The 13,938-nt window shown below is 49.9% G+C and carries 12 protein-coding genes; 8 read left to right on the top strand and 4 right to left on the bottom strand.

Going from position 1 to position 13,938, the window contains the following annotated elements; translation table 11 throughout:
- Positions 1-118: 118 nt before the first annotated feature.
- Positions 119-619: a hypothetical protein gene (locus tag Q9O24_13960; GenBank protein ID MDQ7076211.1), complete on the top strand. Its 501-nt coding sequence runs from the start codon at positions 119-121 to the stop codon at positions 617-619.
- 15 nt (positions 620-634) lie between these two features.
- The gene (locus Q9O24_13955; GenBank protein MDQ7076210.1) at positions 635-820 is read left to right on the top strand and encodes a hypothetical protein; all 186 of its coding nucleotides are present in this window, start codon (positions 635-637) and stop codon (positions 818-820) included.
- Here the strand turns inward: Q9O24_13955 and Q9O24_13950 are convergent.
- Entirely contained in the window at positions 798-1,025 is a 228-nt protein-coding gene (locus Q9O24_13950) for a type II toxin-antitoxin system prevent-host-death family antitoxin (GenBank protein MDQ7076209.1), read from the bottom strand. The genes Q9O24_13955 and Q9O24_13950 overlap by 23 nt on opposite strands.
- A gap of 174 nt (positions 1,026-1,199) precedes the next feature.
- Between Q9O24_13950 and Q9O24_13945 the strand changes: the two genes are divergently transcribed.
- From Q9O24_13945 to Q9O24_13920, 6 genes are all read left to right on the top strand, one after another.
- Positions 1,200-2,357 carry an FIST N-terminal domain-containing protein gene (locus Q9O24_13945; protein ID MDQ7076208.1) on the top strand — a complete coding sequence of 386 codons (1,158 nt, stop codon included), beginning with the start codon at positions 1,200-1,202 and terminating at the stop codon, positions 2,355-2,357.
- Positions 2,354-6,340 carry an EAL domain-containing protein gene (locus tag Q9O24_13940; protein ID MDQ7076207.1) on the top strand — a complete coding sequence of 1,329 codons (3,987 nt, stop codon included), beginning with the start codon at positions 2,354-2,356 and terminating at the stop codon, positions 6,338-6,340. Before Q9O24_13945 ends, Q9O24_13940 begins: the two co-directional genes overlap by 4 nt.
- A gap of 101 nt (positions 6,341-6,441) precedes the next feature.
- Positions 6,442-7,473 carry an NAD-dependent epimerase/dehydratase family protein gene (locus Q9O24_13935; protein ID MDQ7076206.1) on the top strand — a complete coding sequence of 344 codons (1,032 nt, stop codon included), beginning with the start codon at positions 6,442-6,444 and terminating at the stop codon, positions 7,471-7,473.
- Positions 7,474-7,625: 152 nt separating this feature from the next.
- Entirely contained in the window at positions 7,626-8,387 is a 762-nt protein-coding gene (locus tag Q9O24_13930) for a molecular chaperone DnaJ (GenBank protein ID MDQ7076205.1), read from the top strand.
- Entirely contained in the window at positions 8,384-9,298 is a 915-nt protein-coding gene (gene ylqF, locus Q9O24_13925; GenBank protein ID MDQ7076204.1) for a ribosome biogenesis GTPase YlqF, read from the top strand. The genes Q9O24_13930 and ylqF overlap by 4 nt, the downstream gene beginning before the upstream one ends.
- A gap of 33 nt (positions 9,299-9,331) precedes the next feature.
- Positions 9,332-10,288 (top strand): DUF1186 domain-containing protein, encoded by a 957-nt coding sequence (locus Q9O24_13920; protein MDQ7076203.1) that lies wholly within the window; start codon positions 9,332-9,334, stop codon positions 10,286-10,288.
- Positions 10,289-10,294: 6 nt separating this feature from the next.
- On the opposite strand, the gene Q9O24_13915 is transcribed toward Q9O24_13920, so the two are convergent.
- The 3 genes from Q9O24_13915 to truD form a co-directional block, all read right to left on the bottom strand.
- On the bottom strand, positions 10,295-11,461 hold the full coding sequence (locus Q9O24_13915; protein ID MDQ7076202.1) for an MFS transporter: 1,167 nt from the start codon (positions 11,459-11,461) through the stop codon (positions 10,295-10,297).
- Between the two features lie 52 nt (positions 11,462-11,513).
- Positions 11,514-12,410 (bottom strand): crotonase/enoyl-CoA hydratase family protein, encoded by an 897-nt coding sequence (locus Q9O24_13910; protein ID MDQ7076201.1) that lies wholly within the window; start codon positions 12,408-12,410, stop codon positions 11,514-11,516.
- 116 nt (positions 12,411-12,526) lie between these two features.
- Positions 12,527-13,579: a tRNA pseudouridine(13) synthase TruD gene (truD, locus tag Q9O24_13905; GenBank protein MDQ7076200.1), complete on the bottom strand. Its 1,053-nt coding sequence runs from the start codon at positions 13,577-13,579 to the stop codon at positions 12,527-12,529.
- Positions 13,580-13,938 lie beyond the last annotated feature (359 nt).

Genomic DNA, 13,938 nt, shown 5'->3' with positions numbered 1-13,938 from the left:
ATTTGCAATTAAAGTTATTTGTCAATTACCTTCCTTAACTTGCTGATAAAAAAGGACTATATCAGTAGAAGAAAACAGAAAACAACCGTTTTTATGATTTTTGAAAAGAGAGCTGCCCGTGTCATTTTCTGCCGTTAGCGATGCAATCACAACGTCACCCCAACCCATTCCTCCGCATCAGGTGCAATCATGGCGTTCTCAGCAAGCGAACATCATCCAACACCCAAACAACATCAGTCTACATTGCCAACAGCTTGATTCTACGGCACACACCTCTCAAACGATTCAACTTTGCGACTCACCCCAGCTCTGTTTCAACCACCCAACCGCACTGCACAACAACACTCACCTTAAGTTAATCATTCGTATTCAAAATAAAACTCACTATTTTCAATCGGTTGTCACCCACTCCCAAGCTCACCACAGTGGCTTTCACATTCAAGTAGGATTCGAAAGTTATAATGAGGCTTTTCGACTGCGTATGATTGAACAGATCTGCCACATTGAGACCTATCGAGAATATGTTTACCAGCAGCAGGGACGCCAGCTCTGTTATGAAGGCGCGGCTCAAGAGTGGATCGAACGCTACGCCAGTACCTTCCCCACATTAACGGCATAAATGGAGAGATCAATAATGGAAATCTGCCCTGTAACACAACACGTCGAACAGTTCTGCCAACAAGGCTGTCAGCAGGTCTACCGCATCATCGCCGGTCTTGAACAAGGCGAAGAACTGCGAGAAGTTCGCACCTTAACCCCCAAAGAACGCCGCCTGCTTTTAACTGAATTAAAATCCATCATGCAGGTTTATCAGCTTTAACGTCAACACTCAACGCCTCCTGCAAAATCTCCAATTCAGATAAAAACTGCTCGCTGCACAGCGAACGCTGTTCATGCTCATCCTCCAAGGGCATCAAACGCGCCACCGGATGATTGTTCATCGTAATCACCACCTCCTCACCCTCTTTAGCCCGTAGAACATAATCCTGTAGATGATCTCGTAGACCGCGCAGTGATGTTTTCATAACCAGCTATCTTCTCTTCGATTTGAGTACAGACTCACAGCCTAACCTAAGGGTGCTGAACAACAACATCAATAAAAAGTCATCAAAGTGACAAATGCCTACTTCCATTGACACGTCTTTCCAAACCTAGGCACATTTATTGAATCTCCTCTAAAAAATAATTGGAGATTGGATATGGATGCAAACGCCCCCAACAGAATTCGTCGCAGCGTCAGCCATTTTAGCCAAGCTGAAGACGCCATATCCGATTTGGCCAACAGCTTACAAAGCCATAACAGCGCCATCATCGTGCTGTTTGCCTCACCCCATTACGATTCAAAACAGCTGTCCAGAGCCATTGTGAAACACTTTCCACGGCAGCTGGTCATCGGGTGCAGCACCGCTGGCGAAATCGGCCCCAGTGGTTACCTTGAAGGCAGTATCAGCGCTTTTTCTCTGCCCAGCAAAGACTTTCAAGTCAAAGTAGCCCTGTTTGACAACCTATCCGAACTTGATTTAAAACAGGCTGATCAGATCAGCCACAGCGCCAGAGCAGAGTTTGAAAGCCAACTCGGAAAAACCTGTGCTGCCGATAATACCTTCGCCATGCTGCTCAGCGACGGCCTCTCACTGCAAGAAGAGGTTTTGGTCGCAGGCATTTACCAAGGTTTGAGCAACATTCCTCTGATCGGTGGTTCTGCCGGAGACGGCATCAATTTTCAAAAAACCTGGCTCTATTATCAAGGCGAAGCGCTCAGCAATCGAGCGTTGTTGCTGCTCATTCACAGCAAACGCCGTTTTAAAACCTTTAAAACAGAACACTTTACCCAAGTCGGCAGCTCCCATGTGGTTACCGAAGCCGATCCAAAAAATCGCATTGTCTGGGAAATTGATGCCGAACCCGCCGCTGAATTTTACGCTCACAGCGTCGGCCTAGAGGTGGATCAACTGGGCCCCAACACCTTTGCCGATCACCCCATGGTGGTCAAAGTCGGCAGCCAAATTTACGTCCGCTCCGTACAACAAGTGATCGAAGGCCGTGGACTGCTGTTCTACTGCGCCATTGAATCGGGCATCGTACTGCATCAAGCCCTCAAGGGAGATCTGCTGGAAAATCTAAACAACGCCCTTAATGCAGTGCAAAACAGTCTGCAACAGCCCGAGCTGATCATCGGTTTTGACTGCATCTTGCGTCAACTCGAAGCCAAGAGCAGCGGCATCTTGGGCAACATTAGTCAAAGCTTGTTGCAACACAATGTGGTCGGTTTCTCCACCTACGGCGAACAGATGGGCGGTCAACACATCAACCAGACCTTTACCGCCATCGCCATCGCCGCTGGAGAGGTACCGTGAGTCAAACGGCCCAGCAGCTGGAGCAAGAAAATCAACGCCTAAAAAAAATCAATCAAGTGTTGATCAAACGGGTCGAAGCCTCACTCTCCTATGATAAAGACGCTTTCTCTCTGTTCCAACGCGCCACGGTGCTCGAAGACAAAGTCAAAGAACGCACCCAAGAGCTTAACCAAACGCTGCAACAACTGAAAAATGAAAAACAGGCGCTGCGTGATTCCAAAGAGGCCGCCGAGAGCGCAAACCACGCCAAAAGCGAATTTCTCGCCTCCATGAGCCATGAAATTCGCACCCCCATGAACGGTGTTCTAGGCATGACCGAACTGCTGCTCAGCAGCCAATTAAATCAGCGGCAACTGAGGCTGGCCAATACCGCCCACCGTTCTGCCGAGGGTTTGCTGCACGTTATCAATGACATTCTCGATTTTTCCCGTATTGAAGCGGGTAAATTACAGCTGCAAGAAGAAGACTTTGACCTGCGCTGCTTGCTTGATGACACCTTGGAGATGCTTGCCGATCAAGCACAACGTAAAAACCTAGAGCTGCTTGCAGATCTGCCCCCGTATCTGCCCACCTTGTTACACGGTGATGCTACTCGACTGCGACAAATTTTGACCAATCTACTCGGTAACGCGATCAAATTCACTCAACAAGGTCAAATACATCTAATCGCCCGCCTTGAGACTCAAGCCAACGAACAACTCACACTGCATCTGCAGGTAATCGACAGCGGTCCTGGCATTGCCGAAAGTCAACAAGCCGCCATTTTTGAATCCTTCACCCAAGCTGACAACTCCAGCACTCGGCGACACGGCGGTACCGGCTTAGGACTGGCCATCAGCCGTCAACTGGTAGAGCTGATGGAAGGTGAAATCAGTCTCAGCAGTCAACTCGGTCAAGGCAGTTGTTTTGAGTTTCACGTCCAACTGCGCAACACCCAAAAAACCATCATGCAAGACAGTAACAACGAGACGCTGCACGGCGTTCAAACTCTGATTGTAGATGACAACCCTTGTAATCGAGAGATCCTGCAACGACAGATGAACCTGTGGGGAATGCAGAGCAAAACAGCGGCCAGTGGCTCAGAAGCACTGCTGAAATTACGCCACGCCGCTGAAACAAAACAGCCCTATGAAATTGCCTTGCTCGATTGGCAAATGCCCGAGATGAATGGCTTAAACCTAGCCCAACAGATTCGTAGTGATGATCAAATTCCCAATCTGCCCCTCATTATGCTCAGCTCCGCCGATTTTGACAGCGACGCAACAGAAGTTCGTAACGCCCATATCAGCCGCCATCTCAGCAAACCGGTACGCCAAAACCATCTGTTGCAGTGTTTATTGGAACTGATAAATCATAAAGAAGAATCAACCAATAACGACGTCAAACAGAGTCTGGAAAAACCCAAGGGCAAGGTGCTTCTTGCCGAAGATAATTTGGTTAATCAAGAAGTTGCACTGGGCATGTTGGAAATATTGGGTTATCAAACCACAGTGGCCAACAACGGTTTAGAAGCCCTAAAAAGTCTCAAACAACAGAGCTTTGAGCTGGTGTTTATGGATTGCCATATGCCAGAGATGGACGGTTTTTGCGCCACCCAACAGTGGCGACACATTGAACAACAACAGGGACTTGCTCGAACCCCCATTATCGCCCTGACCGCTGACATTCAAAAAGGCGTTCAACAACAGTGTCTGGCAGCGGGTATGGACGATTATCTGAGCAAACCTTTTAATCAACAGCAATTGCAAAATACCCTACAGCAGTGGCACATAGAGAGTAAACAGACGTCAAAACGCAGCAAAAAAAGCGGCGATACAACCCATAATCCAGATCAGCCACTGCTTGACCCTGCCCCACTAGAACAACTCGATCAACTGGGCAAAGGCCTGCGTGACAAAATCATAAAACTCTATTTAACCGAAACACCCAAGCTGCTGCAACAGCTGCGACACGCCACCCAGAAAAGAGTCTGGGAGCAGGTTCGAAACAGCGCCCACAGCCTCAAGTCCAGCAGTGCCAATGTGGGAGCCACCCGCCTCTCCGTTCTCTGTGCTGAGCTTGAAAATGCAGCGCATCAACAACATTTTGATGCCCTACCCACCTTGCAGCAACAGGTTGACAACATTGCACCGCAACTGCTGCACGCACTGGAAGCGTTATTAAACGATAACGTAACGAAAAAAATGACCCATTCCAGCAAAAAAACCCAGCCCACAAAGTCAGCAGTACGCATTTTGTTGGTGGACGACGACCCTCTCTATCGTCTCGCCACAGAAGCGATGCTGCACAACGAAGGATTTTTCGTCGAACAAGCACAATCCGGTCAAGAAGCGCTGGAAAAAGCTCAGAAAACCCCGCCAGACCTGATTTTGCTTGATGCCCTGATGGAAAAGATGGACGGCTATGAAACCTGTCGCCAACTTAAAACCATCAAGACGTTGGCCAGCGTCCCGGTGATGATGGTCACCGGTCTAGACGATGTTACCTCCATCAATCACGCCTTTGCCGTCGGTGCCAGCGGTTTCACCACCAAACCGGTCAACGCCCCCATCTTGCTGCAACAACTGCGCTTTATTTTACGCGCCAGTAAAACGGAAAAAGCGCTGCGTAAAAACGAAGAACAGGTGCGAAAATTAGCCTATTTCGACACCCTCACAAGCTTAGCCAGCCGCACCTATCTATTGCAACACCTGCAAGAGACCATCAAACGAGCCCATCGTCACCAAGAGCACTTTTCCCTGCTGTTTCTAGATCTGGACGGATTCAAAGACATCAACGACAGCATGGGGCACAACGCAGGAGACCAGCTGCTGACCCACATTGCACAACGCCTACAAAGTGCCGTGCGTGACAGCGACTTTGTTGCCCGTCTGGGCGGTGATGAGTTTTGTCTGCTGCTCAACGACCTCCAAGACGAAAGCAGCGTTGCCCGCGTAGCCAACAACTGCCTAGAAGCCATCAGTCAACCACTTGATCTGGCAGGGCGAACCCTGACCCCCAAAGCCAGCATCGGCATCTCTTTTTACCCCAACGATGCCGACACGGTAGAAAATCTGCTAAAAACCGCCGACAGCGCCATGTACGCCGCCAAAAAAGCCGGTAAACACTGTTTTGCCTTCTACGACGCACAGATGACCACCGTGGCTGAAGAACGACTCTCTCTCGAACAGGCGCTGCACCAAGCACTCGCCAAGTCTGAATTTGAGCTCTTTTACCAACCTCAGATCGACATTCAGAGCGGTGCTTTGGTGGCCGTGGAAGCACTGACCCGCTGGCGGCATCCCAGCCGTGGTCTGGTGCCACCCAATGAATTTATTCCGGTCTTGGAACGCATGGGCATGATTCAAGTTTTTAGCGAATGGGTACTCGAAACCGCTTGCCAACAAGCCAAACAGTGGTCACAAGAGGGTTTGGGCGACATTCGCATGGCGGTCAATATCTCCCCGTCTCATTTTGCCGACAACACACTGGTCAACACGGTCACCGAAACGCTGCAACAGAGCGGTTTAGCTGCTCACCTGCTGGAGCTGGAGATCACCGAAGGCGCACTGCAAACCAAAGAAAGTGTCATCGAAACCATTGATGCCCTGAAAAAACTCGGAGTAAAAATCGCCATTGACGATTTTGGCACCGGCTTCTCCTCTCTCAGCTCACTGAAAAATCTGCCCGTGGATTGCCTAAAAATCGACCGCGCCTTTGTCAAAGACCTGCCCGACGACAAAGAGGGCATTGTTTTGCTTGGCACCATCGTCGATCTGGCACACGCCATGGGCTGTCAAACCGTAGCCGAAGGGGTCGAAACCCTAGAGCAGTCTCAACTGCTGATCAATTTTGGCTGTGACCTGCTGCAAGGTTACTATTTTAGCCGTCCCGTTGAAGTCACAAAAATCCCAGACCTCATCCGCAGCCACTTTATTCCAGACATTCAGCCCAATCACACCCGCCCAACGAAAACAGACAGCCAAAAAATATCTGAAATTTAAGCCTAATATCATCTCAGCCTATGTGAGGCGGCATTGACCTCGACTAGGCCGCTCTCTAGTATCAATCCACAATTAAACCCACCACAAAAAAGTGATTCTTTATGACCGCCTATGAAACACTCAAACAACATCTGACCAAGACACCCTCCACGTGGTTGATTACCGGTGTAGCCGGTTTTATCGGCTCCAACTTGCTCGAAACACTGCTCAAATTAAATCAAAACGTCGTCGGTTTAGACAATTTTGCCACCGGCCATCAGCACAACATGGATAAAGTGAAGGCCAGTGTCAGCGCCGCTCAGTGGCAACGGTTCACCTTCAAAAAAGGCGACATCTGCACCTTAGAGCAGTGCCGTGATGCCTGTGACGGCGTTGATTATGTGTTGCATCAAGCGGCGCTCGGCTCTGTACCCCGCTCCTTGGAAGACCCCATTACCACCAACAACAACAACATCAGCGGCTTTCTCAATATGTTGGTCGCCGCACGGGACGCAAACGTAAAACGCTTTGTCTACGCCGCCTCCAGCTCCACCTACGGCGACCATCCGGGCTTGCCCAAAGTGGAAGACAAAATCGGCAACCCTCTCTCACCTTACGCCGTCACCAAAGTAGTCAACGAACAGTACGCCAACGTCTTTGGCCGCTGCTACGGCATGGAATCCATCGGCCTGCGCTACTTTAATATTTTCGGTCGTCGCCAAGACCCCGACGGCGCTTACGCCGCCGTTATCCCAAAATGGGTCGATGCGATGATCAATAACGAAGAAATTTTCATCAACGGCGACGGCGAAACCAGCCGCGATTTCTGTTACATCGACAACACCGTACAGGCCAACTTACTCGCCGCCACCTCACAACACCCTGAAGCGGCCAATCAGGTCTACAACGTCGCCGTGGGAGATCGCACCACCCTCAACGAGCTGTACGAAAACATTCGTGTCTTATTGGTGGAACGCTTTCCTCATCTAAAGGATGCCAAACCCACCTACCGTGATTTTCGTGCCGGAGACGTGCGTCACTCGCTGGCAGACATCAGCAAATCTCAAGAGCGATTGGGTTACCAACCCAGTCACCGCATCGGTGAGGGCATGTTGGAAGCGATGGATTGGTATGTGGATGATCTGAGCAAATAACGCCACGGCAACAAAACGCACCGATTTAAACACCCCGTCGGTGCGTTCAACCCACCTGCACCAAAACCCACACTCTGGCACAGAACTTCCCTTGTAGTGATGGATGAGCTGCGTATACTTGCTCCGACTTAGAATACATCTCTGGAGCGGGTATGTTTGGCCGCCTACTGTTGATTTTACTGCTGCTGTTTGGCATCGTGCTGTTTTTCCGTCACCTAAACCGCCTCTCAGCACCTCAACGCCAACAACTCTATGGAAAATTTTTCCTCTGGGGTGGTGCGTCTCTGCTGCTGCTCATCACCCTTACGGGGCGGCTGCCGTGGCTGTTTGCCGTTGTTGCCGCCATAATTCCCTTTGCCCAAAAAGTGATGCGCCTGATGCAATTTGCCCCTCTGCTCCATCAGCTAAAAAACCTATTCCAGCCCGGACGATCTGCCGTTCCACCGCCCAGCGTTGCCTTTACCGCCAACAGCCTGTTTCTCACCTTGGATCTGGATCAACAAAAAACCCCACTGTCAGGTGACGTTTTACGCGGTCGTTACCAAGGGTTTTCCTTGGGAGAGCTTACCCAACCGCAACTGGAGATTTTTTGGCAAGAGTGCCAAGCAGACGGCACCTCACAATCGCTGCTGGAAAACTATCTGCAGCAGCGTTTTGGTGACAACTGGCCACAATGGGGGCGCAAAGTAAACACAGAAGAACCGAGCGCAGCACCGCCCCCAAAAACAGGCATGAGTCAAGCAGAGGCCTTGGAGATTTTAGGCTTAGATCCAGCGGAACCGCTTAATCGCAAACAGATTACCAGCGCACACCGTAAACTGATGCAAAAGGTCCACCCTGACCGAGGCGGCTCCGACTATTTGGCCGCCCAAATCAATCAAGCCAAACGCACTTTACTGGCAAAAAAACGATGAGCATCAATTGGTATCCCGGCCACATGTTCAAGGCCACCAAAGAGATCAAAGAAATTCTCAACAAAGTGCAAGTCATCATCGAAGTGGTGGACGCACGGCTGCCCTACAGCAGTGAAAACCCCGTTATTGGCCGTCTCAGCGCCGACAAACCCACCATTAAATTGCTGAACAAAAGCGATCTGGCCGATCCTGAGGTGACTCAACTCTGGATCGACCATTTTGAAACCCAACAGCAGGTCAAAGCCATAGCCGTCAGCCGCGAGCAACCGGAGCAGATCCGCAGCCTCAGCAATTTGATCAAGCAGATGGTACCGGTACGCTCCGTAGGCAACATCAATGCGATGATTATGGGCATCCCCAATGTGGGCAAATCCACCCTGATCAACACCCTCTCCGGTCGCCTGATTGCCAAAACAGGCAACGAACCGGCGGTTACCAAACGCCAACAACGCATCATTCTCGACAACGGCGTGACGCTGTTCGACACCCCTGGCATTCTCTGGCCAAAAGTAGAAAACCAACAAAGCGCCTACCGTTTGGCCACCAGTGGCGCGATTAAAGACACCGCAATGGAGTACGATGACGTGGGCTTTTTTGCCGCAGAATATCTGCTTAACTATTATCCTGACAATCTAAAACGGCGTTATCAACTGGACACCCTACCCGAGAGTGAACTGGAGTTTTTAGAGACCATCGGTCGCCAGCGCGGCGCTCTGGTCAGCGGCGGTCTGGTTAACCTGAATAAAATTTCAAAGATTTTACTGACCGAATTCCGTGATGCCACCTTAGGCCGCATCAGTTTGGAACGCCCCGAAATGGTCGAACAAGAGCTGATCGAACTGCACATCCGACTGGAAAAAGAGGCTGAAAAGAAAAAAGCCAAAAAAGAGGCGCGTAAAAAACGCCGCTAAAACACAATAAAACCCACATCAGGAGGAGAAATAATGACCGATCATGCACACTCTGCCACGGCCTTGTTCGAACAGCTAAAATCCATTGCTCAGCCCCCTTCAGAAGAGGTCTTCATCGCCGTAGAACAGCGACAAACCGAATTAACACCAATGTTGCTCGATGAAATAGCAACGCTGGCAGAGCATCCGCACCAAATCGAAATACTCGGCCAAGAGTACATTCGCCATGTTGTCTCGATTTTTATTCTTGCCTATCTGCGAAAACAAGCCGCCTACCCGCTGGTGATCAAACTGATCTCCCACCCTGGCGACAAAATCGTCAACCTGACCGGTGAAGTGTTCACCGAGGCATTAGGCCGCATTCTGGCCTCGGTCTACGACGGCAATCTACAACCGATAAAATCCGTGGTCGAAAATGCCAGCCTAAACCCGTGGATACGCAGCGGCGCACTCGATGCATTTATGGTGTTATGGAAAGAAGGTCAACTGGAGCGGGCTGAGGTCATCGCCTATCTGAAAGAGTTGATGGAAGGAAAACTGGAGCACATCGCCGGTTATGTCTGGGACAGCATCGCCTTAATCGCCTATGACCTTCACCCTCGTGAACTCGAAGAACTGCTGCGGCAAGCGATCAGTAAACAGCTCATTGCCCCCATGGTACTCAACGCCAAATCACTCAAAATCTGCCTAAAAAATGATCTAAATGAAACCATCAAAAACAAAGACAAAGTGGTCGATGGTTATATTAAAGAGCCCATCAAAGAGCTAACCTGGTGGTTATATCCAGACACTGACGTGCTCGACAAAGGCATGGAATACGCCGCAGTATCGGTTCCCATCGCCGACAAAAAAGTCACCCCAGGAGAACGCTCAACGCCAATGGGCTGGCGTAACAACAACGTGACACCCACCACAAAAAAAGTAGGGCGTAACGAACCCTGCCCTTGTGGCAGCGGCAAGAAATACAAAAAATGCTGTGGCCTGCACTAACGCCAGTCACACAGGCGTAACACGACCCCTCTTCAAGACCCCCAAAATCGCCCCCGCTGCCAGCACGCTGGCCAAGGCCATCCACTGAAACCCCAGCTGATAATCACCACTCCCATCACGCGCCCAACCCACCGTCAACGCACCCAACAGCGCCCCCACACCAAAAGCCATGCTCAACAAGCCGTAAGCCAAACCCAAAGACTCCGCTGGCAACAATTCCGGCGGCATACTGTAGATCGTCGGCACCATCAGCGCCAAAAACAGCCCCAATAACAATGGATAAAATAACCCACCCAGATCGTGCAACGGCAAAATCAACAACACCAACGCCGCCCCCACACTGCCCAACAAAACAAACAACCAACGAAAACCAAAACGATCCGTGAGCCAGCCAAACAGCGGTGCCAGCAGCAGTGAGGGCAACATGGGCGCACTGGCCAACAGCCCAGCCGAAGCCTCCCCCAGACCCTCAGACTGATAAAACGCGGGGGCAAAACTGAAAAACTGCATCGCGCCCATCGCGTACAGCGCCAAACAGAGACTCAACCACCAGAGACTGACAGGCACACCCCGCACCGCCTGCCACAGAGAAGCGCTTGCAACATGATCTGAAGATAAGTGAGTGGGATAAAAGCGCAGTACCAGCAGCAACAGCAACACAGACAACAGCAGGTCAAGCCAAAAGGCACCTTGCCAGCCCCATTCAGGCAACAGTAAAACAAGGCCGTTCAACGCCAACAAGGTGCCTAATGGCACCGAGACGTTAAACAACCCCATCGCCAAGCCCAAACCCTGTTGGCGAAACGCCGCCGCCACCACCTGCGGTGCCACCACGATCAATACCGCCGCCCCACTGCCCGCAATCAAACGCCCCAGCGCCAAGGGCAAATAACCCTCAACCAGCGCCGCCAACAGATTACCCAGCAGCAGCAAAACCGCTGCCAGCACCGCCACCCGCCGCGCACCGTAACGATCCAACAACAGACCACTGGGCAGCGCCACCAGCAACGCAGGCAGGGTAAACAAGCCCATTAATAGACCTGCTTGGGCAAAGCTGATCTGCAACTCGATCACCAAAACCGGCATCAACGGCGGGACGGTTTGCAAACAAAAAGAGAAGGTCAGACCTGCAAAGGTGGAAACCAGCAGTAAAACCCAACGATGCTCTGCCACTCAACCCCATCCCACCGTAAAAAGAGTTCAGCTTAGCAGAGAAGTTAAGCCGTTACGCTGCGGCTTCTTGCTGTTTGCCATTTTGACGCGCAACCAAACGCGCCATCATGCGCAGATCTTTTTTGTTCAAATTCAAGGCCGCTTGCACCCAAATTTTAGTGATGTTGCGCAGCTCTTCGTAACTGACGGGGTTGCAATAGTTTTTCACTTTGCGCATCGCCCGCACACTGTTCGCCATGCGTTTTTCACGTTTAATGTAGGCGTACACCGCTTTTTCACCTTCGCCTTTTTCCGCCAACACATCCACCACACCCATCTCATGCAGCTCTTCGGCACGGTAAAGTTTGCCACTCAAAATCATCTTTTCCGCCGCCAGATTGCCGATTTTACGCGATAGAAAACTGTAAGCACCCATGCCAGGGAAGAGGTTAAACATCACCTCGGGCAGCCCCATTTTCACCCCTTTTTCCGCCACCAAAACATTACTGGAGAGCGCGGCTTCAAAACCACCACCCAAGGCATCCCCTTGCACTAAAGAGATGGTGGTGATATTGCTGTCCAAGCTGTTGACGTTTTGATACAACACATCCACACACGCATCGGCGTATTTTTGCAATTGCTGTGCGTCTCGGTTTTCAATCAAGGTTTTAAACAGATTCAAATCACCGCCTAAATTAAACGTGCCATCAAACTCTGAAGCCAAGACTAAATATTCAACATCACGCCCGTGTTCACTCTCTATCTCCTGCTTAACGCTGCCAAAAAAACTGTTAATGTCCGCCAACAACGTCGGAGTGAAACAGGGTCTCGGAGTGGCGTTCATGTAATACCAAAACGTCTGATACTTTTCGTCAAAAAAGGTCTCCAACTGCGCGTATTCATACACGCTTAATTCAAAATTAATGGCTTGATTAAAACGAAGTTTAGGGGCTTTCACTGCTGCATTCATTGAAGAATCCTACTTGTATTTTTGACGGTTACGCCGCTCAAGCGGCATTAGCTTCTTACCGAGCAAAAGTCAGACCAAGTAGACTATGGTGACAATTCTGACAGACAACCCAAACATCACTGCCGATAATTCAGCAACTCCCGCAGCAAACTGGTGGCGTAACTGCCGGTGGGCAACTCAAACGCCAACCTCACCACACCGGCTTCCAGCGCCATCAACTCCACACCCTTAATAAAAACCCGCAACGGTCGGCGCTCCATTTTCATCCCTGCGGCCTCCAGCCCCACAGTCAAAGGCGGCTCAGAGACGATACACGCCTTCTCCCATGCGTACGCCTCTTCACCCAGCTTAGAACAGCCTTTACCCCACATCGGCCCTGTGAGGTGAATGTCGCCCTCAGCCAAACGTTGCTGTAATAACTCGTCCACTGTTTCAATGGCAAAAATGCTGTGCGAACCGTGCAACATCACCACATCGCCCTGCTGCAACTGATCCCAACGTCCCTGCTTGATCCGTTCTGACAACACACAATTGAACAACCATGAACGCGCCGCTGACAAATAGATTGATTTTTTCGCTCGTGAGACTTTTCGTAAACGCCGCTCAAACAGAGCCAATGCTCGATCAATATTACGTCCACCGTGACCAAACCGCTGCTCACCAAAATAATTAGCAAACCCGTTTTTTTGCAAAAAACCGAGTCGATTTTTTAATTCATTAAAATCGCCCTCAAATTCACGTAGGGTAATCTCAAAACGATTCGCTTTATGCACCCCACGACGCAATTTTTTCGAATGTTGCGTTACCTGTAGGACAGAAACATTTTCGCTGTTCAAACTCTGCCAATCTGGCGCACTTTTCCCAGGCAAATAGACACTGAACCACTGACGAGTAATGGCATTTCGATCTTTTAAACCCGAGTAACCCACGTCCATGAGTTTGACTTGAGCTAAATCAGCCACTCTTTTCGCCACCTCATCGCTGTTCAAGGCGGTTTTTTCCAGCTGTAAAAACCAATGTTCACCTTCACCACTGGGTTCAAAGCCCAATACCTCATCCACCTGAAAATCCGCTGGCTGGCAACGCAAAACCGCTTTCTGCATCGGTTTATCTAACAATCTTGCCCACTCTTTCATTTCAGTTTTACTCTCCAATACACTCATTTTCATCACTCACCCAAATAAAAAAAGAATTATAATCCTCTTAATTGAAGCAGTATCACTTCCCTATGACACCCCAAGAAACACCAATATGATATGACAATTGTGACATATTGAGTACTTTATGCTTTACCAACAATCGTGTGTTTACCTAAATACCTACACACAAAAATCCTATTACTCTCTATCTCATACCGTTGATCGTCAATTTAATGGCGAAACAACCCCTTTTTTGTACAAAAAACAACCAACAACAGCTCATTTCAAACAAAAAACACTTTTTATTAGCCATTCAGTAATTCAATGTGTCAAAATAACTACCGAAAGTCGCAGAACACGAAGAGGCAGTTCCAAAGGAAAATCTTTAG

This window comes from Gammaproteobacteria bacterium, assembly GCA_030949385.1.
GTDB lineage: Bacteria > Pseudomonadota > Gammaproteobacteria > JAUZRS01 > JAUZRS01 > JAUZRS01.
Note: the sequence above shows the minus strand (reverse complement) of the source record. Positions and strands in the feature narration are given on the sequence as shown.